Below are 23,971 nucleotides of genomic sequence, written 5' to 3' on the forward strand. Positions count from 1 at the left end.
AAATGCTAACTTGCAAAAAGATAAAGAAAGAACTTGAGATTTACTATCTCAGGTTCTTTTCTTTCTCTTTTTGAAAATGGTATAATATAGTGAGAACGATAGAGGAGAAGTGTAAATTGATCGCACAACTAGATACAAAAACAGTCTATAGTTTTATGGAGAGTGTCATTTCAATCGACAAGTATGTGAGAGCAGCTAAAGAATTCGGCTACACTCATCTGGCTATGATGGATATTGACAATCTTTATGGGGCTTTCGACTTTCTAGAGGTTACAAAAAAATACGGCATTCATCCTTTGTTAGGGCTTGAAATGAATGTGATTGTAGATGATAAGGATGTGAATCTGCGCTTTTTAGCTTTATCTAGTGTGGGCTATCAGCAGTTGATGAAACTTTCAACAGCCAAGATGCAGGGGGAGAAAAGTTGGTCAGTTCTATCTCAGTATCTAGAGGATATTGTGGTAATTGTGCCTTATTTTGAAGAGCTTGAGTTGTTAAATCTAGGCTGTGATTACTATATAGGGGTTTACCCAGAAACACTGGCCAGCGAATTTCACCATCCTATTTTACCATTGTATCGGGTCAATACATTTGAAAGTAAGGATAGAGAAGTTCTTCAAGTATTAACAGCGATTAAAGAAAATCTACCGCTCAGAGAAGTCCCTTTGCGTTCGAAACAAGATGTTTTTATATCAGCAAGTTCTTTAGAGAAACTATTCCAAGAACGTTTTCCGCAAGCCTTGGACAATTTAGAAAAGCTTATTTCAGGCATCTCTTATGACTTGGATACTAGTCTGAAATTGCCTCGCTTTAATCCAGCTAGACCAGCAGTAGAAGAGTTGAGAGAACGTGCTGAATTGGGGCTTGCTCAGAAGGGGTTAACTGGTAAAGAATATCAAGACCGTCTAGACCAAGAATTGGCTGTTATTCATGATATGGGCTTTGATGATTATTTCTTGGTTGTCTGGGATTTGTTGCGTTTTGGACGTTCGAATGGCTATTATATGGGAATGGGACGAGGTTCCGCAGTTGGTAGCTTGGTTTCCTATGCTTTAGACATTACAGGGATTGACCCAGTAGAGAAAAATCTGATTTTTGAACGTTTCCTCAATCGTGAACGCTATACTATGCCTGATATTGATATTGATATCCCAGATATTTATCGTCCAGATTTTATCAGATATGTTGGTAATAAATACGGCAGTAAACATGCGGCTCAAATCGTTACTTTTTCAACCTTTGGTGCTAAACAAGCTTTGCGAGATGTCTTGAAGCGCTTTGGTGTTCCAGAGTATGAATTATCTGCAATTACCAAGAAAATCAGTTTTCGTGATAATCTCAAGTCGGCCTATGAGGGTAACCTCCAGTTTCGTCAGCAAATCAATAGTAAGTTAGAATACCAAAAAGCTTTTGAAATTGCCTGCAAGATTGAGGGATATCCAAGACAAACCTCTGTCCATGCGGCTGGTGTTGTGATCAGTGACCAAGATTTGACTAACTACATCCCTCTAAAGCATGGTGACGAAATTCCACTGACTCAGTATGATGCTCATGGAGTTGAAGCAAGTGGACTTTTGAAAATGGATTTTCTGGGGCTACGAAATTTGACCTTTGTCCAGAAGATGCAAGAATTGCTTGCTGAAACAGAAGATATTCACTTGAAAATTGAAGAAATCGATTTGGAAGATAAAGAAACGCTAGCTCTTTTTGCTTCTGGCAATACAAAAGGTATCTTTCAATTTGAGCAACCTGGTGCCATTCGGCTACTTAAGCGTGTTCAACCAGTCTGTTTTGAAGATGTAGTAGCAACTACTTCCCTAAATCGACCAGGTGCTAGTGATTATATCAATAATTTTGTAGCTAGAAAGCATGGGCAGGAAGAAGTGACGGTTCTGGATCCAGTGCTGGAGGATATTTTGGCTCCAACTTATGGCATTATGCTCTATCAGGAACAGGTTATGCAGGTTGCTCAGCGATTTGCTGGATTTAGTCTTGGGAAGGCTGATATTTTGCGTCGAGCTATGGGTAAAAAGGATGCCACTGCCATGCATGAGATGAGGGCTTCCTTTATTCAAGGCTCCATAGAAGCTGGTCATACTGCGGAAAAAGCAGAGCAGGTTTTTGATGTTATGGAGAAGTTTGCAGGTTATGGATTTAATAGATCTCACGCCTATGCCTACTCAGCCTTGGCCTTCCAGTTGGCTTATTTTAAAACACATTATCCAGCTATCTTTTATCAGATTATGTTGAATTCTGCCAACAGTGATTATGTAACAGATGCCTTGGAAGCAGGTTTTGAAGTAGCCCCATTGTCCATTAATACTATTCCCTATCACGATAAAATTGCGAACAAGTCTATCTATCTAGGTTTGAAATCGATTAAGGGGCTCAGCAAGGATTTGGCTATTTGGATTATTGAACATAGACCTTATTCTAATATTGAAGATTTTTTAGCTAAACTACCTGAGAATTATTTGAAACTTCCCTTGCTGGAACCTTTGGTAAAAGTTGGTCTTTTCGATTCATTTGAAAAAAATCGTAAAAAAGTATTCAATAATTTAGTTAATCTATTTGAATTTGTGAAAGTATTAGGAAGCTTATTTGGAGAGACTATCTATAGTTGGCAAGATTCGGAGGACTGGACGGAGCAAGAAAAATTCTACATGGAACAAGAGCTCCTAGGAGTAGGCGTCAGCAAACATCCTCTACAAGCTATTGCAAGTAAGGCTATTTATCCGATTACTCCTATTAGTAATTTGTCAGAAAATAGCTATGCTATTATCTTGGTTGAAGTTCAGAAGATAAAAGTAATTCGTACCAAAAAAGGTGAAAATATGGCTTTCTTACAGGTGGATGACAGTAAGAAAAAATTGGATGTTACCCTCTTTTCAGATTTATATCGACAGGTTGCTCAGGAAGTAAGAGAAGGAGCCTTCTACTATATTAAAGGGAAAGTCCAGTCACGTGACGGTCGTCTGCAAATGATTGCACAAGAAATAAGAGAAGCAGTGGCTGAGCGCTTTTGGATTCAGGTGAAAAATCATGACTCGGATCAAGAAATGTCACGTATTTTAGACCAGTATAAAGGCCCAATCCCAGTCATTATCAGGTATGAAGAGGAACAGAGAACAATTGTTTCTCCCCATCATTTTGTAGCTAAATCTGATGAATTAGAAGCGAAATTGAATGGAATAGTTATGAAAACGATTTATCGCTAAAATTACGGAAAATAGAAGAATTTTCAACGTAAATGTGGTATAATCAGTAAGAATGTTAAAAGAAAAAGGAGCATAACCAATATGAAACGTATTGCTGTTTTGACTAGTGGTGGAGACGCCCCTGGTATGAACGCTGCCATCCGCGCAGTTGTTCGTCAAGCAATTTCAGAAGGAATGGAAGTGTTTGGTATCTATGATGGATATGCTGGTATGGTTGCCGGTGAAATTCATCCCCTAGATGCAGCTTCAGTAGGGGACATCATTTCTCGTGGTGGTACTTTCCTTCACTCAGCTCGCTACCCAGAGTTCGCTCAACTTGAAGGGCAACTTAAAGGGATTGAGCAATTGAAAAAACACGGGATTGAAGGTGTAGTTGTTATTGGTGGTGACGGATCTTACCACGGTGCTATGCGTTTGACTGAACATGGCTTCCCAGCTATCGGTCTTCCAGGTACAATCGATAACGATATCGTTGGTACTGACTTTACAATCGGTTTTGACACAGCGGTTACGACTGCTATGGACGCTATCGATAAGATTCGTGATACGTCATCAAGTCACCGTCGTACTTTTGTTATCGAAGTTATGGGACGTAACGCAGGTGATATCGCTCTTTGGGCAGGTATCGCAACTGGTGCTGATGAAATCATCATTCCTGAAGAAGGCTTCAAGATTGAAGATATCGTAGAAAGCATTAAATGTGGTTATGAGTGTGGTAAAAAACACAACATCATCGTCTTGGCAGAAGGTGTTATGTCAGCAGCTGAATTTGGTCAAAAACTAAAAGAAGCTGGGGATACAAGCGACCTTCGTGTGACAGAACTTGGACATATTCAACGTGGTGGTTCTCCAACTGCGCGTGACCGTGTTTTGGCATCACGTATGGGTGCACATGCTGTTAAACTTCTTAAAGAAGGTATCGGTGGTGTTGCGGTTGGTATCCGTAACGAGAAAATGGTTGAAAACCCTATTCTTGGAACTGCAGAAGAAGGAGCATTGTTTAGCCTTACTGCAGATGGTAAGATTGTGGTTAACAACCCACACAAGGCTGACCTTGAGCTATCTAGCTTGAATAAGAGCTTGTCATAATTTATAATTTAGTTAATAAGACCAAAAAGGTCATATATAAAGGAGTCACAAAAATCATGAATAAACGTGTAAAAATCGTTGCAACTTTGGGACCTGCGGTAGAAATCCGTGGTGGTAAAAAATTTGGTGATGACGGATACTGGGGTGAAAAACTTGATGTTGAAGCTTCAGCTAAAAACATTGCCAAATTGATTGAAGCTGGTGCTAACACATTCCGTTTCAACTTCTCACACGGTGACCACCAAGAACAAGGTGAGCGTATGGCAACTGTTAAACTTGCAGAAAAACTTGCAGGTAAAAAAGTTGGTTTCCTTCTTGACACAAAAGGACCAGAAATCCGTACAGAATTGTTCGAAGGTGAAGCTAAAGAGTATTCATACAAAACTGGTGAGAAAATCCGTGTTGCGACTAAACAAGGAATCAAATCAACTCGTGATGTGATTGCATTGAACGTTGCTGGTGCTCTTGATATCTATGATGATGTTGAAGTTGGTCGTCAAGTTTTGGTTGACGATGGTAAACTTGGTCTTCGTGTGGTTGCTAAAGATGATGCAACTCGTGAATTTGAAGTTGAAGTTGAAAACGATGGCGTAATTGCTAAACAAAAAGGTGTTAACATCCCTAACACTAAAATTCCTTTCCCAGCTCTTGCTGATCGTGATAACGATGATATCCGCTTCGGTCTTGAACAAGGTATCAACTTCATCGCGATTTCATTCGTACGTACTGCTAAAGACGTTAACGAAGTTCGTGCAATCTGTGAAGAAACTGGAAATGGACATGTTCAATTGTTCGCTAAAATCGAAAACCAACAAGGTATCGATAACTTGGATGAAATCATCGAAGCTGCTGATGGTATCATGATCGCTCGTGGTGACATGGGTATCGAAGTACCATTCGAAATGGTTCCAGTTTACCAAAAAATGATTATCACTAAAGTCAATGCTGCAGGTAAAGTTGTTATCACTGCAACAAACATGCTTGAAACAATGACTGAAAAACCACGTGCAACTCGTTCAGAAGTATCAGACGTATTTAACGCTGTTATCGATGGAACTGACGCAACAATGCTTTCAGGTGAGTCTGCAAATGGTAAATACCCACTTGAGTCAGTAACTACAATGGCTACAATCGACAAGAACGCTCAAACTCTTCTTAACGAATACGGACGTTTGAACTCAGATTCATTTGAACGTAACTCTAAGACAGAAGTAATGGCTTCAGCTGTTAAAGATGCTACTAACTCAATGGACATTAAATTGGTTGTAACTCTTACTAAGACAGGTCACACTGCACGTTTGATCTCTAAATACCGTCCAAATGCTGATATCTTGGCATTGACATTCGACGAATTGACAGAACGTGGGTTGATGTTGAACTGGGGTGTTATCCCAATGTTGACAGACGCTCCATCTTCAACTGACGATATGTTCGAAATCGCTGAACGTAAAGCAGTTGAAGCAGGACTTGTACAATCTGGTGACGATATCGTTATCGTAGCTGGTGTACCAGTTGGAGAAGCTGTTCGTACAAACACAATGCGTATCCGTACAGTACGTTAATCAAAATTAAAAAAAGCCTATCATATCAAGCTTTCTAGCCTGTATGATGGGCTCTTTTTTTGTCTAGGTGGCAAAAAGGGGGCAAAACTTTTTACTTTCGATTTAATGCGACGGTATCAAGTTCGTCAAATACTGCTTGCTACAGACTTTTTGTAACGTGAGGATAGATCTAATTGGTAGTTTTCGGATTTATGCTCAAACTGTGATATGATAGCTTTTAAAGTTATGTTGTTTTTTACGTAAACTTCATAAAATGTTTAGTTAAGATAGAGATAAAAAATAACTCCCTGATGACTCAAGGAGTTATTTCTATCTAAATTAGTTTTTAGAAGCTGCTTGGAATTCTGGATTTTTCCATGCTTCGTCAATGATAGCTTGCAATTCTTTAGCAGATGCTTGCATTTTTTGAGTTTCTGCGTCGTTCAATGGAATGTTTACTGGACGAACGATACCATGTGCACCAACAACAGCTGGTTGACCGATAAAGACATTCTTAACTCCGTATTGACCTTCTTGGAATACTGAAAGTGGAAGTACTGCGTTTTCGTCGTCAAGGATTGCTTTAGTGATACGAGCAAGGGCTACTGCGATACCGTAGTATGTTGCACCTTTTTTGTTGATGATTGTGTAGGCTGCATCACGAACACCTTCGAACAATTCAATCAATTCAGCTTCTTGAACATTTTGAGTGTCTTTAAGGAATTCTTCAAGGTTTACACCAGCGATGTTAGCGTGTGACCAAACAGCGAACTCAGAGTCACCGTGTTCACCCATAATGTAGGCGTGCACTGAACGAGCATCAACATCCAATTTTTCAGCAAGTGCTTGACGGAAACGAGCTGAGTCAAGTGAAGTACCTGAACCGATAACGCGTTCTTTAGGGAATCCAGAGAATTTCCAAGTTGAGTAAGTCAAGACGTCAACTGGGTTAGCAGCAACAAGGAAGATACCTTTGAAACCTGATTCAACAACTTGAGTTACGATTGATTTGTTGATAGCAAGGTTTTTACCTACAAGGTCAAGACGAGTTTCACCTGGTTTTTGAGGCGCACCTGCAGTGATTACAACAAGGTCAGCGTCTGCACAGTCAGAGTATTGAGCTGCATAGATTTTTTTAGGTGAAGTGAAGGCAAGGGCGTGACTAAGGTCAAGAGCGTCACCAACAGCTTTTTCATGCAATTGTGGAATTTCGATAATTCCAAGCTCTTGTGCAATTCCTTGGTTAACAAGTGCAAAAGCGTAAGAAGAACCTACAGCACCATCACCGACAAGGATAACTTTTTTGTGTTGTTTAGTTGAAGTCATTATTCTAAACATCTCCTTAATTTTATTCAGGGATTTCCCCAGTTATTTCAATTTTATCACTTTTGAAAAGCTTTGTCACGGATATACATTTCAGTTCTTGATGTAAACGTTTTAGTGGTTTTAGATGTCTGAAATATAGCGGACATTATGGTATAATATAGTTAATTACTAATAGTGAAATGAGGCATTTATTAATGCAGGATAGAAATTTAGTGAATGTCAATCTGACAAAGGAGATGAAGACGAGCTTTATCGACTACGCCATGAGTGTTATCGTAGCGCGGGCCCTTCCTGATGTTCGAGATGGCTTGAAACCTGTTCACCGTCGGATTCTCTACGGAATGAATGAATTGGGAGTTACTCCAGACAAACCTCATAAAAAATCTGCTCGTATTACAGGGGATGTCATGGGTAAATATCACCCACACGGGGATTCCTCTATCTATGAAGCCATGGTCCGTATGGCTCAATGGTGGAGTTACCGTTACATGCTTGTAGATGGTCATGGGAACTTTGGTTCCATGGATGGTGATGGTGCTGCCGCCCAGCGTTACACTGAGGCACGTATGAGCAAGATTGCTCTGGAGATGCTTCGTGATATTAACAAAAATACAGTTGACTTCGTTGATAACTATGATGCCAATGAACGTGAACCCTTGGTCTTGCCAGCGCGTTTTCCTAATCTTTTGGTTAATGGAGCAACTGGTATTGCGGTTGGGATGGCAACCAATATTCCACCTCATAACCTTGGTGAAACCATTGATGCAGTGAAGTTGGTCATGGACAATCCTGAAGTGACCACTAAGGACTTGATGGAAGTCTTGCCTGGGCCAGATTTTCCAACTGGTGCTCTTGTTATGGGGAAATCCGGTATTCATAAGGCTTATGAAACAGGTAAAGGATCGATTGTCCTCCGTTCACGTACTGAAATTGAAGAAACTAAGACTGGACGTGAGCGTATTGTTGTAACAGAATTTCCTTATATGGTCAATAAAACAAAGGTGCATGAGCATATTGTTCGTTTGGTTCAGGAAAAACGTATTGAGGGGATTACAGCAGTCCGTGATGAGTCAAACCGTGAAGGTGTTCGATTTGTTATTGAAGTCAAGCGTGATGCCTCAGCCAATGTTATCCTCAACAACCTCTTCAAGATGACCCAGATGCAAACCAACTTTGGTTTTAATATGCTTGCAATCCAAAATGGGGTACCAAAGATTTTGTCCCTTCGTCAGATTTTGGATGCTTATATCGAGCACCAAAAAGAAGTGGTTGTTCGTCGTACTCGTTTTGATAAGGAAAAAGCAGAAGCGCGTGCTCATATCTTAGAAGGTCTCTTGATTTCGCTAGACCATATTGATGAAGTGATTCGTATCATCCGCGCTAGTGAAACGGATGCTGAAGCACAAGCTGAGTTGATGAGTAAGTTTAAGCTTTCTGAACGTCAAAGTCAAGCCATTCTTGATATGCGTCTTCGTCGTTTGACAGGTTTGGAACGCGATAAGATTCAGTCTGAGTATGATGACCTCTTGGCTCTGATTGCAGATTTAGCAGATATTCTTGCTAAGCCCGAACGTGTTTCTCAAATCATCAAGGATGAATTAGATGAAGTCAAGCGTAAGTTTGGTGATCAACGTCGTACGGAATTGATGGTCGGTGAAGTCTTGAGTCTTGAAGATGAGGATCTAATTGAAGAAGCTGATGTCTTGATCACTCTTTCTAATAAAGGATACATCAAACGTCTGGACCAAGCTGAGTTTACTGCTCAAAAACGTGGGGGTCGTGGTGTTCAAGGAACTGGTGTTAAGGATGACGATTTTGTTCGTGAATTAGTGTCAACTAGCACCCATGATCATCTGCTCTTCTTCACAAATAAAGGACGTGTCTATCGCCTGAAAGGCTATGAAATTCCTGAGTATGGCCGTATTGCCAAGGGATTGCCAATTGTCAATCTTTTGAAATTGGATGAAGGTGAAAGTATTCAGACCATCATCAATGTTGAGTCTGAACGTAGTGATGATGCTTACCTCTTCTTCACAACCCGTCATGGTATTGTGAAGAGAACCAGCGTTAAGGAATTTGCTAATATTCGTCAGAATGGACTCAAGGCTTTGAACCTCAAGGATGAAGATGAGTTGATTAATGTCTTACTGACAGAAGAGGACACGGATATTATCATTGGTACCAAGTTTGGTTATTCAATTCGCTTTAATCAATCAGCCGTTCGTGGTATGAGTCGTATCGCCACTGGTGTGAAAGGTGTTAACCTTCGTGACGGAGACACAGTTGTTGGTGCTAGTGTGATTACAGACCAGGACGAGGTTCTTATCATCACAGAAAAGGGGTATGGTAAGCGCACAGTTGCGACCGAATATCCAACTAAAGGTCGTGGTGGTAAAGGGATGCAAACCGCTAAGATTACAGAAAAGAACGGTTCTCTTGCTGGTCTTATGACCGTTAAAGGCGATGAAGATTTGATGATTATCACTGATACAGGTGTCATGATTCGAACCAACGTTGCCAATATTTCACAAACAGGTCGCTCAACTATGGGAGTTAAAGTGATGCGCCTGGACCAAGATGCTAAAATTGTAACCTTTACTACGGTTGCAGCTGCAGAAAAAGAAGAAGTTGGGACAGAAAACGAAACAGAAGGTGAAGCATAATGTCTCATAAAAAGAATAAAAAGAAAACAAATCGTAAAAATTTACTAATCAATATCTTGGCAGGATTCTTAATCATCTTGTCAATAGCTTTGATTTTCAATTCAAAAATTCGTGATATGTTCATGGTTTGGAATACCAATAAATACCAAGTCAGCCAGGTATCAAAAGAAAAATTGGAAGAAAATCAAGATACAGAAGGGAATTTTGACTTTGATTCCGTAAAAGCCATCTCGTCAGAAGCTGTCTTATCCTCACAATGGGATTCGCAAAAATTGCCAGTTATCGGTGGAATTGCTGTCCCTGAGGTAGAAATTAACTTGCCTATTTTTAAGGGGCTTGATAATGTCAATCTCTTCTATGGAGCTGGTACAATGAAGCGTGATCAAGTGATGGGGAAAGGAAACTATACCCTTGCGAGCCTTCACATCTTCACGGCGGAAAACGCCAGCCAAATGCTCTTTTCTCCATTATCACGCGCTAAAAATGGGATGAAAATTTATCTTACTGATAAGGATAAAGTTTATACCTATGAAATCCGTGAAGTGAAGCATGTGACTCCAGATCGCGTTGATGAGATTGATGACCGTACTGGAGTTGATGAAATCACACTTGTAACTTGTGTTGACTATGATGCGACAGAACGTATTATCGTAAAAGGTGACTTGAAAGATACAAAAGATTATTCACAAACACCTGAAGAAATTCTAACAGCTTTCAATCAACCATATAAACAACGTTATTAAAGATAAATCAGTAAAATCTTAGGTTTTACTGATTTTTTATAGATTGAATTTCAAAATAAACTCTTATGAAATACAGAAAACGTTTCCTTAATTCTAAAGTTTGTGATATAATTATCAGGTAAAAAAATTTTAGGAGTTTATTATGGTTTCTTCAGAATTTATCTCAAAGATTGAATTTGCTTGCAAGAAGAAGGAAAGTCTTTATAGTCAAAGCAAATTTAAGTATGCGATTCGTTCTATGTTCGCAGGTGCATTTTTAACCTTCAGTACTGCTGCTGGTGCAGTTGGGGCTGACTTGATTAATAAAATTGCACCAGGTAGTGGACGCTTCCTCTTCCCATTTGTCTTTGCTTGGGGCTTGGCCTACATTGTTTTCTTGAATGCTGAGTTGGTAACATCAAACATGATGTTCTTGACTGCTGGTAGTTTCTTGAAAAAAATTTCTTGGAGAAAAACGGCTGAGATTTTACTTTACTGTACCTTATTCAACCTTATCGGAGCTTTAATAGCAGGTTGGGGCTTTGCTCATTCGGCAGCCTATGCAAATCTGACTCACGATAGTTTCATCTCAGGGGTTGTTGAGATGAAGTTAGGCCGTTCAAATGAATTAATCTTGCTTGAGGCGATTTTGGCAAATATTTTCGTAAATATTGCGATTCTTTCATTTGTTTTGGTCAAAGATGGTGGTGCTAAACTATGGCTCGTTTTATCAGCGATTTACATGTTTGTATTCTTAACAAACGAGCACATTGCTGCGAACTTTGCTTCTTTCGCGATTGTAAAATTCAGTGTTGCTGCTGACTCAATTGCCAACTTCGGTATTGGAAATATGCTTCGCCACTGGGGTGTAACCTTCATCGGAAACTTTATCGGAGGAGGCCTCTTGATGGGTCTTCCATATGCCTTCCTCAATAAAAATGAAGATACTTATGTAGATTAAGAAAATGAGCACGATTGAGTCGTGCTTTTTTCATTTTTAAAATAAGGTAATAGTTATTTACTATATCAAAATATAGAAAACTAATATTTGTAAACTATACCTTAAGGTGCTACAATATCTTTAATCAAACTATTTGGAGGTCGCCTTATGACTCGTGATTTTAAATTTGAAACTTTGCAACTGCATGCTGGTCAAGTTGTGGATCCAGCTACCAAGTCTCGTGCAGTGCCGATTTATCAAACAACATCTTTTGTTTTTGATGACACGCAGGAAGGTGCAGATCTTTTTGCCTTGAGAAAACCAGGGAACATTTATACTCGTATCACCAACCCTACAACAGCTGCTTTTGAAGAAAGAATTGCTGCTCTTGAAGGTGGTGTTGGAGCTCTTGCAACAGCATCAGGTATGGCCGCAGTGACTTATACGATTTTGGCACTTGCCCACGCTGGTGACCATGTAGTAGCAGCCTCAACTATTTACGGTGGAACTTTCAATCTCTTGAAAGAAACCCTTCCTCGTTATGGGATCACAACAACCTTTGTCGATGTTGATAATTTGGAGGAAGTAGAAGCAGCGATCAAAGACAATACCAAGCTAGTTTTGATTGAAACCTTGGGGAATCCCTTGATAAACATTCCTGACTTGGAAAAATTGGCTGAGATTGCTCATAAGTACCAAATTCCACTTGTTTCGGATAATACCTTTGCCACACCTTACTTGATTAATGTCTTTTCTCACGGTGTAGATATTGCCATTCACTCTGCGACTAAGTTTATCGGTGGCCATGGTACGACTATTGGTGGAGTGATCGTTGATAGTGGTCGTTTTGACTGGGCGGCTTCAGGGAAATTCCCTCAATTTGTTGACGAGGATCCAAGCTATCACAACTTGAGCTATACTCGTGATGTGGGTGCAGCAGCCTTTATTATCGCTGTCCGTGTCCAATTGCTTCGTGATACAGGTGCAGCCTTGTCACCATTTAATGCCTTCCTCTTGCTTCAAGGACTGGAAACACTTTCTCTTCGTGTCGAACGTCATGTGCAAAATGCAGAGAAAATTGTTGATTTCCTTGTCAACCATCCTAAGGTAGAAAAAGTCAATTATCCAAAACTTGCAGATAGTCCTTACCATGCCTTGGCTGAGAAATACTTGCCTAAAGGTGTGGGCTCAATCTTTACCTTCCATGTCAAAGGTGGGGAGGCAGAAGCTCGCAAGGTAATTGATAGTTTGGAAATCTTCTCTGACCTTGCAAACGTAGCAGATGCTAAATCTCTTGTTGTCCATCCAGCAACAACCACTCACGGTCAATTGTCAGAAAAAGACCTAGAAGCAGCAGGTGTCACACCAAACCAAATCCGCTTGTCTGTTGGACTTGAAAATGTAGATGATTTGATCGAAGATTTGCGCTTGGCCTTGGAAAAAATTTAAAGTAAAAAAAGATAAACAGTGGGTTTCGACTCACTGTTTTTGATTTTCCTTCAGGCATGATATAATGGTTACAGAAGTCTAGAAAGAGGAACGATATGAACGAAATCAAATGCCCCAACTGTGGGGAAGTCTTTACAGTAAATGAAAGTCAGTATGTTGAACTTTTGTCCCAAGTGAGAACAGCAGAGTTTGATAAGGAACTACACGATCGCATGAAGCAGGAACTGGCCTTGGCTGAGCAAAAGGCCATGAATGAGCAACAGTCTAAACTAGCTCAAAAAGACCAAGAAATTGCGCAATTACAGAGTCAAATCCAAAACTTTGATACAGAAAAAGAATTGGCCAAGAAAGAGGTTGAACAGACAAGCAATCAGGCCTTATTGGCTAAGGATAAGGAAGTACAGGCCTTGGAAAACCAATTGGCCACCTTGCGTTTGGAACATGAAAATCAACTGCAAAAGACCCTTTCTGACCTAGAAAAAGAACGAGATCAGGTTAAAAATCAGCTACTTTTGCAAGAAAAGGAAAATGAGTTATCTTTGGCTTCTGTTAAGCAAAACTACGAAGCCCAGCTCAAGGCAGCCAGTGAACAAGTCGAATTTTATAAGAATTTCAAAGCTCAACAATCTACAAAAGCTATCGGGGAAAGTTTGGAACACTATGCGGAGAGTGAGTTTAACAAGGTCCGCAGTTTTGCCTTTCCAAATGCTTACTTTGAGAAGGATAATAAGGTCTCTGCGCGTGGTTCCAAAGGCGACTTTATCTTCCGCGAGAGTGATGAAAATGGTGTTGAAATCATTTCCATCATGTTTGAGATGAAAAATGAAGCTGACGGAACAGAGAAGAAGCACAAGAATGCAGATTTTTACAAGGAATTGGACAAGGACCGTCGGGAGAAGAACTGTGAATATGCGGTTTTGGTGACTATGCTTGAGGCCGATAATGACTACTTTAACACGGGGATTGTTGACGTCAGCCACGAGTATGAAAAGATGTATGTGGTTCGTCCTCAATTCTTTATCCAGTTGATTGGACTCTTGCGTAATGCTGCTCTTAATTCCTTAAAATACAAGCAGGAGTTGGCCTTAGTTCGCGAGCAAAATATAGACATTACGCATTTTGAGGAAGATTTGGATGCCTTTAAACAGGCATTTGCTAAGAACTATAATTCAGCTTCTACCAACTTTGGTAAGGCAATCGATGAAATCGACAAGGCCATAAAACGGATGGAAGAGGTTAAAAAGTTCCTAACAACATCTGAAAACCAACTCCGTCTGGCTAATAATAAGCTGGAAGATGTCTCTGTCAAGAAATTGACACGTAAAAATCCAACCATGAAAGCGAAGTTTGAAGCACTGAAGGGGGAGTGAGATTATCTTAAAAACAGGAGTGTTATATGAAAAGAACTATAGAAATTATTAGAACATGGTCAGCTGATAAAATTGAATTAATTTTTCTTAAAAGCTGGAGCTACTTTGCTAGCTCATTTAGCTAGTTTGTTTATATAAATTAGTTTGTAATTTTTTATAGGAGTTTTTTATGTTAGATAATATTTCTAAGAATATCTCGAATTGGTCATCAGTTCGAATCTGCAGCATACTGGAGGTTTTTATTTTATTTTATCTACGTTGGATAATTATAGCAACAGCAATTAGTTTATTATTCGTAAAATCAACCGTCGTTACTACATTATTGCTCATATTTCTAACATTACTGACTATTATCGTTGTAATAACTCATTTTTTAGTAAATCACGTTGCAGAAGTTATTTTATACGAGCAAGTGAATTTTATAAAATATATTTCTCTTTTAACTGAAACTTATGAAAGGCGGCCTGATAATAAAACAGGGAATTTAAATGCCTTAAATCTGGGTTTAGCTAGGTGTGCTTTCTATCAAGGGAATTTTAGTGAGGCAATCCAATATGCTGAACGAATAAGAGTTAAAAGTTCTAAATTGAATTTGAAACGTATTTATGAACTAAACATCGTATTTATAGAATCATTATCATACCTTCATTTAAGGGAGACGGATGAAATTTCTAAACTTTTAGTTTCTTATGATTGGGAAAAAATTAAAAGAATTGATAAAAATAGAATGTTGGATTTAATTGAACCAGTATCAAAAATACTCAATGGAGAAGTTACAGGCTACTTCGACACCACCGAACCAGAAAATAAATTAGCTCGAATCATGTTCTCTTATTACGGAGCTCTCAATGCTCAGCTAAAAGGAGATGAGGCTCGTGCCCGAAGTTTGTTTGAAAGCATTGCCCATGAAAATCCAGAACTCTTTTATGTTCAGGAAGCGAAAAAATATTTAGAATCAGTGAAATGAGAGTAATATATGAAATTAGTAAAAAAAATAGTAAGTAGGGCGACAGAAAACACTCTTTTACAACTTGATAGGGTTATTCTAATTTGCTTATTTTTAGTCTTGGATATTTATGTGATGGCAGTATTTTTAATATTTCAAAGCAATTTGGAAATATTGGGACTCATATTATTAGTTATTGACTTTTTAGTTCTCGTCTTTGTATTTTATTTAAGATTTGTATCTAGAAAAGTTATTGTTCTAGTGTTACACGATTCTATTGATCTTAAGCTATATGAAGACATGTTAAGAGTTCAATCAGAAAAATCTATTAAGCCCTTTAGGGCAACATATCGTGAGAATTACCAAATTATCCAAGGTCGAGTGGCTTATTTAAAAGGAGATTTTCAAGCTGCCAAGGAAAATATGTCCAAATATGATTTGAAAAAAATTTGGAAGAGATTCAGAACCCCTGCGTTTTTAATATCAAGCTTTGAACTATTAACAGTTTCCATTCATCTCCAAGATGTGCAAGATATTGCTTTCTTTGAGGAACAATTGTCCAAGGCGCCAGATTTTAAAGGAGGCAAAGCTACACTTGTTGCTCAAGCCCAAGCCATAAAAGATATTGTGTTCAATAAAGAAGTGAACGACTACTTTAACATTACTGAGCCAGAAAGTAAGCTAGCTCGAATCATGTTTTCTTATTACGGCGCTCTCAATGCCCAATTAAAAGGAGATGAAGCTCGTGCCCGTAGTTTGTTTGAAAGTATCGTCCATGAAAATCCAGAGCTCTTTTATGTTCAGGAAGCTAGGAAGTATTTAGAAAAATAAGCTGATATAGTTTTAAAATCTGTCTAAGATAGAATATGTTGATGTAAAGTGAAAAGGGAATTAGAAAGCAAAAATGAACGGTATTATCAACTTAAAAAAAGAAGCGGGCATGACCTCGCATGATGCGGTTTTTAAACTGCGTAAGATTTTGGGAACCAAGAAGATTGGTCATGGTGGAACCTTGGATCCGGATGTGGTGGGTGTTTTGCCCATTGCGGTTGGCAAGGCAACACGCATGGTCGAGTTTATGCAGGATGAGGGCAAGGTCTATGAGGGGAAAATCACTCTGGGCTATTCCACGACGACAGAGGATGCTAGTGGGGAAGTGGTCGCAGAGACACCTGTTTTATCGCCCTTGGATGAAAAGCTTGTTGATGAAGCAATCGCCAGTCTGACTGGGCCTATTACCCAGATTCCACCTATGTATTCGGCTGTAAAGGTCAATGGTCGCAAGCTTTATGAGTATGCGCGTGCTGGCCAAGAAGTGGAGCGTCCAGAACGTCAGGTGACCATTTATCAATTTGAGCGGACAAGTCCGATTTCTTATGAGGGGAATCTAGCACGTTTTACTTTTCGTGTGAAATGCAGCAAGGGGACTTACATCCGTACCTTGTCTGTTGATTTGGGAGAAAAATTGGGTTATGCGGCCCATATGTCTCACTTAACACGTACTAGTGCAGCTGGTTTGCAACTAGAAGATGCTCTTACCTTGGAAGAAATTGCTGAAAAAGTGGAGGCTGGTCAATTGGACTTTCTTCATCCTCTAGAGATTGGGACAGGCGACCTTGTCAAAGTTTTCCTAACTCAAGAAGAGGCTGCAGAAGTGCGCTTTGGTCGTTTTATCGAACTCGAACAAACAGAACAAGAATTAGCTGCCTTTGAAGATGATAAATTACTAGCTATTCTAGAAAAGCGAGACAATTTATACAAGCCAAGGAAGGTTTTTAGCTGATCTAACTGGGGTGTAGGGAGTGTTGTTTCCCCTAGACTATTCAAACCAGACTATAAATTTTGCAAAAATTATGATAGAATAGACGACGGATAAAAAAACGGAGGATAGCATGCAAAATAGACCAATCATTATCGGAGTGACAGGTGGTTCTGGTGGTGGTAAGACCAGTGTTTCAAGAGCCATTTTATCGCATTTTCCTGATGAAAAGATTTCCATGATTGAGCATGATTCATACTACAAGGATCAGTCTCATTTGACCTTTGAAGAGCGTGTCAAAACCAACTACGACCATCCTTTTGCCTTTGATACAGACTTGATGATCGAGCAGATTAAGGAATTGTTGGCAGGGCGTCCGGTGGACATTCCGACTTACGACTATACAGAGCATACACGAAGTAGCAAGACCTATCGTCAAGAACCTCAAGATGTCTTTATCGTTGAGGGGATTTTGGTCTTGGAGGATAAGCGCCTGCGCGATTTGATGGATATTAAGATTTTTGTGGATACAGATGATGATGTGCGCATTATTCGTCGGATCAAGCGTGATATGGAAGAGCGTGGCCGTAGCCTTGATAGCGTCATTGACCAGTACTTAGGTGTGGTTAAACCTATGTATCATCAGTTTATCGAACCAACCAAGCGTTATGCTGATATCGTCATTCCTGAAGGGGTCAGCAATACCGTGGCTATTGACCTGTTGACAACCAAGATTGAAAAGATTTTGGAAGAAGCTCGAAACAGCAAATAATCAGATGTGGAGGCTTTGCCTCCTTTTTTATTTTTCCCTCATAATGGTACATAAATGGAGATTTTTAGGCATATTTTTGGTATAATAATACCCATGAAAGAGCAAGAAAATGAATAGTAGGTGGAGATGGAAAAGTATTTATCGGTAACAACTTTGACCAAGTATCTGAAAATGAAATTCGATAAAGACCCTTACTTGGAACGGGTCTATTTAACTGGTCAAGTTTCCAATTTTCGTAAACGACCTACTCACCAATATTTCTCCCTAAAAGATGACCATGCAGTTATTCAAGCGACCATCTGGTCTGGAATTTATCAGAAATTAGGTTTCGACCTGGAAGAAGGGATGAAGATCAATGTGATTGGGCGTGTGCAGGTCTATGAGCCAAGTGGAAGCTACTCCATTATCATTGAAAAGGCAGAGCCTGATGGGGTTGGGGCGCTTGCGATTAAGTTTGAACAACTCAAGAAAAAATTGGCAGAAGAAGGCCTGTTTCAAGAGAGGTTCAAGCAACCTCTGCCCCAATTTTCTAAGAGAATTGGTGTAGTAACCAGTCGCAGTGGAGCCGTTATTCGAGATATTATCACGACCGTTAGCAGGCGATTTCCAGGTGTCGATATCCTCCTCTATCCGACTAAGGTTCAAGGTGAGGGTTCTGCGGAGGAAATTGCTAGAAATATTGCGCGTGCTAATCAACGGGACAATTTGGATTTGCTCATTATTGGTCGTGGTGGTGGTTCCATCGAGGATCTCTGGGCCTTTAACGAAGAAATTGTGGTACGAGCTATTTTTGAGTCTCGTTTGCCAGTTATCTCTAGTGTGGGACATGAGACAGATGTGACCTTGGCGGATTTTGTGGCAGATAGACGAGCTGCGACGCCAACAGCTGCAGCTGAACTAGCAACACCTGTGACCAAGTTGGATCTATTAGCTCATTTGCAAAATCAGGAAAAACGAATGGCAACAGCAGTCCGAAATGTCCTATCGAAGAAACAAGAAGCTTTGAAAAAATGCAGTCATTCTGTTATCTTTAGACAGCCAGAGCGCTTGTATGATGGCTATTTGCAACGCTTGGATCAACTGCAATTGCGTTTGAAACAAAGTTTGCGAACACGGATTTCTGATAACAAACAAGTCGTCCAAGCAAGGATACATCGACTGGTACAATTATCACCTGTTACCAAAATCCAACGCTATCAAGACCGTTTAGGCCAGTTGGATAAGCTCCTCCGTAGCCAAATGGCTCTGGTTTATGATGCCAAGGTTGCTGAAGTGAAGCGACTTTCAGAAGCCTTGTTGATGTTGGATACCAGTCGAATTGTGGCGCGTGGTTATGCTATTGTCAAAAAAGAAGAGTCCGTTGTAGATTCGGTTGAGAGTTTGAAGAAAAAAGACCAAGTGACGCTTTTGATGCGAGATGGTCGAGTAGAATTAGAGGTTAAAGATGTCAAAACAAAAGAAATTTGAGGAAAATCTAGCAGAACTGGAGACCATTGTTCAAAGTTTGGAAAATGGTGAAATTGCTCTGGAAGATGCGATTGCTGCCTTTCAAAAGGGTATGGTCTTGTCAAAAGAACTCCAAGCGACGCTGGACAAGGCTGAAAAGACCTTAGTTAAGGTCATGCAAGAAGATGGAACAGAAAGTGATTTTGAATGAAAAAGCAAGAAAAATTAGCTCTTGTCGAGTCGGCCTTGGAAGACTTTTATGGAGACCAGCAGTTTGCCTCTAGTTTGCGAGAGTCTGTTCTCTATTCCATTCATGCTGGTGGCAAGCGTATTCGGCCTTTTCTCTTGTTAGAAGTTCTGGAAGCCTTGCAGGTTGCTATCAAACCTGCTCACGCGCAGGTGGCTGCTGCTTTGGAAATGATCCATACAGGGAGCTTGATTCATGATGATCTTCCTGCTATGGATGATGATGATTACCGTCGGGGACGATTGACCAATCACAAGAAATTCGGTGAAGCTATGGCGATTTTGGCTGGTGATGCCTTGTTCCTAGATCCGTATGCTTTGATAGCGCAGGCAGATTTGCCAAGTCAGATCAAGGTGGACTTGATTGCCAACTTATCGCTTGCTTCAGGTAGTCTGGGAATGGTGGCAGGGCAAGTTTTGGACATGGAGGGTGAACACCAGCACTTGTCTTTGGAAGAACTTCAGACCATTCATGCTAATAAGACTGGGAAGTTACTAGCCTATCCCTTCCAAGCAGCTGCTATTATAGCCGAATTGTCACCTGAAATGCAGGCAAAGCTGAAAACTGTTGGTGAATTGATTGGGCTTGCTTTTCAAGTTCGAGACGATGTACTGGATGTGACAGCTAGTTTTGAGGAAATCGGCAAGACACCTCAAAAGGATCTGCAGGCAGAAAAGTCAACCTATCCAGCCTTGTTGGGCTTGAAAGAGGCTATTGCCTTTTGTAACCAAACTCTGGATCAAGCTAATGCCAAATTAGAAGAAATTGCTCAGCAGGTTCCCTTTGAAACAGAATCGATTGTAAAAGTAGTAGAAAGTTTGAGAATCAATGGCTAAGGAAAGAGTGGATGTACTAGCTTATAAACAGGGCTTGTTTGAAACGCGAGAACAGGCCAAGCGTGGAGTAATGGCTGGTCTAGTCGTAGCAGTCCTTAATGGAGAACGGTTTGACAAGCCAGGAGAGAAAATTCCAGATGACACCGAGCTAAAACTCAAGGGCGAGAAACTCAAGTATGTCAGTCGTGGTGGCTTGAAACTGGAAAAGGCATTGCAGGTCTTTGAATTGTCAGTGGAAGGGGCAACAACGATTGATATCGGGGCCTCTACTGGAGGTTTTACCGACGTCATGTTACAGAATGGTGCTGAGTTAGTCTTTGCAGTCGATGTCGGCACCAATCAGTTGGCTTGGAAATTACGCCAAGACCCGCGGGTTGTCAGCATGGAGCAGTTTAATTTCCGCTATGCTGAAAAGACTGATTTCGAAAAGGAACCGAGCTTTGCCAGTATTGATGTGAGTTTCATTTCTCTCAGTCTGATCCTTCCGGCCTTGCATCGAGTCTTGGCAGCTCAAGGTCAGGTTGTGGCTCTAGTTAAGCCTCAGTTTGAAGCAGGACGTGAGCAGATTGGGAAAAATGGAATTATTCGCGATGCCAAGGTCCATCAGAAAGTCCTTGAATCTGTAACAGCTATGGCAGTAGAGGAAGGTTTTTCAGTCCTTGGTTTGGACTTTTCTCCCATCCAAGGTGGGCATGGAAATATTGAATTTTTAGCGTATTTGAAAAAAGAAGAGTCAGCAAGTAATCAGGTTCTTGCTGAAATTGAAGAAATAGTAGAGAGGGCGCATAGTCAATTTAAAAATGAATAAAAAAGAGAGACTTGAAAAAATTAGACGATTTGTGACAGATTATCAAATCGGTACACAAGAAGAAATCGTAGAACATTTGAAAGAAGCAGGCATCACTGCCACTCAAGCGACGGTATCACGAGATATCAAAGAACTAGGTATTGTCAAAATTCCTTTGAGAGACAACACTTATGTCTATGAATTGCCAAAATCAATCGTAAAAAGTTTGCAACTGGCTGAAGACAATATCGAATCGGCAGAATTGATGGACAAGATGATCAATCTCCAAGTCATCCCAGGAAATACAGCCTTTGTGAAAGCTCAGTTAATCGAGACTTTTGCGGACAAAATTTTTAGCTGTTTAGCTGATGATAGCTCGATTTTAGTCATTGCCAGAAGTGAAAGTCTAGCAGGGGAAATCTTTGAACAAGTAAAAAATTGGTAGGTCTATATGTTACTTGAAATTTCGATAAAAAACTTTGCCATTATTGAGGCTATTTCCCTCAATTTTGAAAAGGGGATGACTGTCCTGACTGGTGAAACGGGTGCAGGGAAGTCGATTATCATTGATGCTATGAATATGATGTTGGGGGCTCGTGCGACGACAGATGTTATTCGTCATGGTGCGCCAAAGGCAGAGATTGAGGGGCTTTTCTCAGTTGAGAATAGTCGCCTTTTACAGGAAATTTTTGATGAGCAAGGTTTGGAAATGGGTGATGAAATTATCATCCGTCGAGAAATCTTGCAAAATGGTCGTAGTATTAGTCGTGTCAATGGCCAGATGGTTAATCTGTCTGTTTTGCGTGCTATTGGGCAACATCTGGTAGATATTCATGGTCAGCATGACCAAGAAGAGTTAATGCGCCCTCAACTGCATATCCAGATGTTGGATGAATTCGGTGACGTAGCTTTTTGGGACCTAAAAGAAACCTATCAAACGAGTTTTGATGCCTATCGAAAAATGCGTAAGCAGGTTTTGGAAGTCAAGAAAAACCAACAGGAACACAAGGCTCGTATTGAAATGTTGGAATTTCAAATGGCAGAGATTGAGGCAGCAAACTTGCAAGCCGGAGAAGATCTGGCTCTCAATCAGGAGCGTGATAAACTTCTCAATCATAAAAATATTGCGGATACGCTGACCAATGCCTACAGTATGTTGGACAATGAAGATTTTTCAAGTCTGGCCAATGTTCGTTCAGCCATGAATGACATGGAAAGTGTCGAAGAGTATGACCCTGAATACCGTGAAATTTCAAGCTCTTTGTCTGAGACCTACTATGTCTTAGAAGATATTAGCAAACGTCTGGAAGCTATCATTGAGGACCTTGATTTTGACGGCAATCGTCTTATGCAGGTTGAGAATCGTTTGGACCTCCTTCATACCATTACGCGTAAATATGGTGGGACTGTAGACGATGTCTTGCTTTATTTCGCCAAGATTACGGAAGAATACAATCTCTTGACAGGAAATAACCTTTCATCTGAGGATATGGAAACCGAACTCAAGAAATTGGAAGTTAATCTTGTCGACTTGGCAGGCCAGCTTGCATCTGCTCGTCATGACTTAGCTCAGCAGCTAGAAGCAGAGATTAAACAAGAGCTTCAAGATCTTTATATGGAAAAAGCCCAGTTTCAGGTTCGTTTTAGCAAGGGCAAATTCAGTCGTGAGGGCAATGAAATGGTCGAGTTTTACATTTCAACCAACCCTGGCGAAGACTTTAAACCCTTGGTTAAGGTTGCATCTGGTGGGGAATTATCTCGTCTCATGCTAGCTATTAAGTCTGCCTTTTCTCGTAAAGAAGGCAAGACCAGCATTGTCTTTGATGAGGTGGATACAGGAGTTTCAGGTCGTGTAGCTCAAGCCATCGCACAGAAGATTCACAAGATTGGCCAACATGGTCAGGTTCTAGCTATCTCCCACTTGCCACAAGTGATTGCGATTGCAGATTATCAATTCTTTATTGAGAAGATTAGTAATGAGCATTCAACGGTTTCGACTGTTCGTCTTTTGACGGTTGAAGAGCGAGTGGAGGAAGTTGCCAAGATGTTGGCAGGTGATGATGTGACGGAAGCAGCCCTGACGCAAGCCAGAGAATTGTTGAGAAACAGGGAGAAATAAGATGACAGACTATTATGTAATTGGAGATGTTCACGGAAAAGCTGGGATGCTGGAAGACCTTCTCAAAACATGGGATGGTCAGACCCAGTTGCTCTTTCTAGGGGATTTGATTGACCGTGGTGAAGATAGTCGCCGTGTTCTAGTGATGGTTAAGGACTTAGTGGACAATCAAGGGGCTATCTGTTTATCAGGAAACCACGAGTATATGTTTTTGACATGGCTCGATGATCCAGAAGAAAGCTATGATCACTATCGCCGTAATGGTGGAGATACAACCATTAACTCTATCCTAGGTCGTCCCTTGGATGCACCAGTTGATGGAGTTGAGGATGCCAAGCGAGTTGCTACCGAAGCAGCAGACTTGGTCGAATTCATTCGTCAAATGCCTTTTGTGGTAGAGACAGACAAGTATATTTTTGTGCACGCAGGTATTGATTTGACCTTAGACGACTGGCATGAAACCACAGATTATAAAAAAGTCTGGCTCAGAAAACCATTCCACGAAGCAGAAAATCATACTGGGAAAAGCATTGTCTTTGGTCACACACCAGTCTATGGTTTGTTAAAGCAAGAGCGTGGTACTGCTGAGCTTTGGACTACAGAAGATGGCAAGATTGGAATGGACGGAGGAGCTGTCTATGGTGGTGTCCTTCATGGGATTGTCTTTACAGACCAAGGAATGACAGAACACCACTTTATCGAAAATGAGGGCTTTGTTGCTGAAGATTAGTACTCCTAGCA

At 40.4% G+C, this 23,971-nt stretch carries 20 protein-coding genes; 19 read left to right on the forward strand and 1 reads right to left on the reverse strand.

The annotated features are described in order from the left end of the window. Positions 1 to 116: 116 nt before the first annotated feature. From SM12261_RS04520 to pyk, 3 genes are all read left to right on the forward strand, one after another. Positions 117 to 3,218 (forward strand): DNA polymerase III subunit alpha, encoded by a 3,102-nt coding sequence (locus SM12261_RS04520; RefSeq protein WP_000561494.1) that lies wholly within the window; start codon positions 117 to 119, stop codon positions 3,216 to 3,218. 81 nt (positions 3,219 to 3,299) lie between these two features. Next, complete coding sequence (gene pfkA / locus SM12261_RS04525; protein ID WP_000820863.1) at positions 3,300 to 4,307, forward strand: 6-phosphofructokinase; 1,008 nt, start codon at positions 3,300 to 3,302, stop codon at positions 4,305 to 4,307. 56 nt (positions 4,308 to 4,363) lie between these two features. After that, positions 4,364 to 5,869 (forward strand): pyruvate kinase, encoded by a 1,506-nt coding sequence (pyk, locus tag SM12261_RS04530; protein WP_020902894.1) that lies wholly within the window; start codon positions 4,364 to 4,366, stop codon positions 5,867 to 5,869. A gap of 318 nt (positions 5,870 to 6,187) precedes the next feature. Here pyk and SM12261_RS04535 read toward each other — a convergent pair whose 3' ends face one another. Beyond that, positions 6,188 to 7,174, reverse strand: a complete 987-nt coding sequence (locus SM12261_RS04535) for an L-lactate dehydrogenase (RefSeq protein WP_000204728.1) — start codon at positions 7,172 to 7,174, stop codon at positions 6,188 to 6,190. Between the two features lie 194 nt (positions 7,175 to 7,368). On the opposite strand from SM12261_RS04535, the gene gyrA reads away from it, so the two are divergent. From gyrA to SM12261_RS04615, 16 genes are all read left to right on the forward strand, one after another. Continuing rightward, positions 7,369 to 9,837, forward strand: a complete 2,469-nt coding sequence (gene gyrA, locus SM12261_RS04540) for a DNA gyrase subunit A (protein WP_135781822.1) — start codon at positions 7,369 to 7,371, stop codon at positions 9,835 to 9,837. Further along, positions 9,837 to 10,580, forward strand: coding sequence for a class A sortase (locus SM12261_RS04545; protein WP_000018498.1), 744 nt, complete (start codon positions 9,837 to 9,839; stop codon positions 10,578 to 10,580). The genes gyrA and SM12261_RS04545 overlap by 1 nt, the downstream gene beginning before the upstream one ends. A gap of 142 nt (positions 10,581 to 10,722) precedes the next feature. Further along, positions 10,723 to 11,520, forward strand: a complete 798-nt coding sequence (locus tag SM12261_RS04550) for a formate/nitrite transporter family protein (protein WP_000254780.1) — start codon at positions 10,723 to 10,725, stop codon at positions 11,518 to 11,520. A gap of 147 nt (positions 11,521 to 11,667) precedes the next feature. Beyond that, on the forward strand, positions 11,668 to 12,948 hold the full coding sequence (locus SM12261_RS04555) for an O-acetylhomoserine aminocarboxypropyltransferase/cysteine synthase family protein (RefSeq protein ID WP_000196309.1): 1,281 nt from the start codon (positions 11,668 to 11,670) through the stop codon (positions 12,946 to 12,948). 95 nt (positions 12,949 to 13,043) lie between these two features. Then, the gene (locus SM12261_RS04560) at positions 13,044 to 14,318 is read left to right on the forward strand and encodes a DUF2130 domain-containing protein (protein WP_001002655.1); all 1,275 of its coding nucleotides are present in this window, start codon (positions 13,044 to 13,046) and stop codon (positions 14,316 to 14,318) included. A 169-nt stretch (positions 14,319 to 14,487) separates the two neighbouring features. Next, positions 14,488 to 15,285 carry a hypothetical protein gene (locus SM12261_RS04565; protein ID WP_000886495.1) on the forward strand — a complete coding sequence of 266 codons (798 nt, stop codon included), beginning with the start codon at positions 14,488 to 14,490 and terminating at the stop codon, positions 15,283 to 15,285. A gap of 9 nt (positions 15,286 to 15,294) precedes the next feature. Further along, the gene (locus tag SM12261_RS04570) at positions 15,295 to 16,095 is read left to right on the forward strand and encodes a hypothetical protein (RefSeq protein ID WP_000780008.1); all 801 of its coding nucleotides are present in this window, start codon (positions 15,295 to 15,297) and stop codon (positions 16,093 to 16,095) included. Positions 16,096 to 16,168: 73 nt separating this feature from the next. After that, positions 16,169 to 17,047, forward strand: a complete 879-nt coding sequence (gene truB, locus SM12261_RS04575; protein WP_001013288.1) for a tRNA pseudouridine(55) synthase TruB — start codon at positions 16,169 to 16,171, stop codon at positions 17,045 to 17,047. A gap of 109 nt (positions 17,048 to 17,156) precedes the next feature. Further along, positions 17,157 to 17,795 (forward strand): uridine kinase, encoded by a 639-nt coding sequence (udk, locus tag SM12261_RS04580; protein ID WP_001181377.1) that lies wholly within the window; start codon positions 17,157 to 17,159, stop codon positions 17,793 to 17,795. Between the two features lie 126 nt (positions 17,796 to 17,921). Next, positions 17,922 to 19,262 carry an exodeoxyribonuclease VII large subunit gene (xseA, locus tag SM12261_RS04585; RefSeq protein ID WP_000417451.1) on the forward strand — a complete coding sequence of 447 codons (1,341 nt, stop codon included), beginning with the start codon at positions 17,922 to 17,924 and terminating at the stop codon, positions 19,260 to 19,262. Next, entirely contained in the window at positions 19,240 to 19,452 is a 213-nt protein-coding gene (locus SM12261_RS04590; protein ID WP_000043226.1) for an exodeoxyribonuclease VII small subunit, read from the forward strand. The genes xseA and SM12261_RS04590 overlap by 23 nt, the downstream gene beginning before the upstream one ends. After that, positions 19,449 to 20,324, forward strand: coding sequence for a polyprenyl synthetase family protein (locus SM12261_RS04595; protein WP_000743802.1), 876 nt, complete (start codon positions 19,449 to 19,451; stop codon positions 20,322 to 20,324). Before SM12261_RS04590 ends, SM12261_RS04595 begins: the two co-directional genes overlap by 4 nt. Beyond that, a complete protein-coding gene (locus SM12261_RS04600; protein WP_001041089.1) occupies positions 20,317 to 21,132 on the forward strand; it encodes a TlyA family RNA methyltransferase in 816 nt (271 codons plus the stop codon). Before SM12261_RS04595 ends, SM12261_RS04600 begins: the two co-directional genes overlap by 8 nt. Beyond that, positions 21,125 to 21,556, forward strand: a complete 432-nt coding sequence (locus SM12261_RS04605) for an arginine repressor (protein WP_001034397.1) — start codon at positions 21,125 to 21,127, stop codon at positions 21,554 to 21,556. Before SM12261_RS04600 ends, SM12261_RS04605 begins: the two co-directional genes overlap by 8 nt. 6 nt (positions 21,557 to 21,562) lie before the next feature. Continuing rightward, positions 21,563 to 23,230 carry a DNA repair protein RecN gene (gene recN, locus SM12261_RS04610; RefSeq protein WP_000923603.1) on the forward strand — a complete coding sequence of 556 codons (1,668 nt, stop codon included), beginning with the start codon at positions 21,563 to 21,565 and terminating at the stop codon, positions 23,228 to 23,230. Between the two features lies 1 nt (position 23,231). Continuing rightward, positions 23,232 to 23,960 (forward strand): metallophosphoesterase family protein, encoded by a 729-nt coding sequence (locus SM12261_RS04615; protein ID WP_000133362.1) that lies wholly within the window; start codon positions 23,232 to 23,234, stop codon positions 23,958 to 23,960. Positions 23,961 to 23,971: the final 11 nt, after the last annotated feature.

It is taken from the genome of Streptococcus mitis NCTC 12261 (genome assembly GCF_000148585.2).
In the GTDB taxonomy this organism is placed as follows: domain Bacteria; phylum Bacillota; class Bacilli; order Lactobacillales; family Streptococcaceae; genus Streptococcus; species Streptococcus mitis.

Coding starts and splice junctions, on each gene's coding strand:
- pfkA (WP_000820863.1), top strand. CDS start 3,300: ATGAAACGTATTGCTGTTTTGACTAGTGGTGGAGACGCCCCTGGTATG.
- pyk (WP_020902894.1), top strand. CDS start 4,364: ATGAATAAACGTGTAAAAATCGTTGCAACTTTGGGACCTGCGGTAGAA.
- SM12261_RS04535 (WP_000204728.1), bottom strand. CDS start 7,174: ATGACTTCAACTAAACAACACAAAAAAGTTATCCTTGTCGGTGATGGT.
- gyrA (WP_135781822.1), top strand. CDS start 7,369: ATGCAGGATAGAAATTTAGTGAATGTCAATCTGACAAAGGAGATGAAG.
- SM12261_RS04545 (WP_000018498.1), top strand. CDS start 9,837: ATGTCTCATAAAAAGAATAAAAAGAAAACAAATCGTAAAAATTTACTA.
- SM12261_RS04550 (WP_000254780.1), top strand. CDS start 10,723: ATGGTTTCTTCAGAATTTATCTCAAAGATTGAATTTGCTTGCAAGAAG.
- SM12261_RS04555 (WP_000196309.1), top strand. CDS start 11,668: ATGACTCGTGATTTTAAATTTGAAACTTTGCAACTGCATGCTGGTCAA.
- SM12261_RS04560 (WP_001002655.1), top strand. CDS start 13,044: ATGAACGAAATCAAATGCCCCAACTGTGGGGAAGTCTTTACAGTAAAT.
- SM12261_RS04565 (WP_000886495.1), top strand. CDS start 14,488: ATGTTAGATAATATTTCTAAGAATATCTCGAATTGGTCATCAGTTCGA.
- SM12261_RS04570 (WP_000780008.1), top strand. CDS start 15,295: ATGAAATTAGTAAAAAAAATAGTAAGTAGGGCGACAGAAAACACTCTT.
- truB (WP_001013288.1), top strand. CDS start 16,169: ATGAACGGTATTATCAACTTAAAAAAAGAAGCGGGCATGACCTCGCAT.
- udk (WP_001181377.1), top strand. CDS start 17,157: ATGCAAAATAGACCAATCATTATCGGAGTGACAGGTGGTTCTGGTGGT.
- xseA (WP_000417451.1), top strand. CDS start 17,922: ATGGAAAAGTATTTATCGGTAACAACTTTGACCAAGTATCTGAAAATG.
- SM12261_RS04590 (WP_000043226.1), top strand. CDS start 19,240: ATGTCAAAACAAAAGAAATTTGAGGAAAATCTAGCAGAACTGGAGACC.
- SM12261_RS04595 (WP_000743802.1), top strand. CDS start 19,449: ATGAAAAAGCAAGAAAAATTAGCTCTTGTCGAGTCGGCCTTGGAAGAC.
- SM12261_RS04600 (WP_001041089.1), top strand. CDS start 20,317: ATGGCTAAGGAAAGAGTGGATGTACTAGCTTATAAACAGGGCTTGTTT.
- SM12261_RS04605 (WP_001034397.1), top strand. CDS start 21,125: ATGAATAAAAAAGAGAGACTTGAAAAAATTAGACGATTTGTGACAGAT.
- recN (WP_000923603.1), top strand. CDS start 21,563: ATGTTACTTGAAATTTCGATAAAAAACTTTGCCATTATTGAGGCTATT.
- SM12261_RS04615 (WP_000133362.1), top strand. CDS start 23,232: ATGACAGACTATTATGTAATTGGAGATGTTCACGGAAAAGCTGGGATG.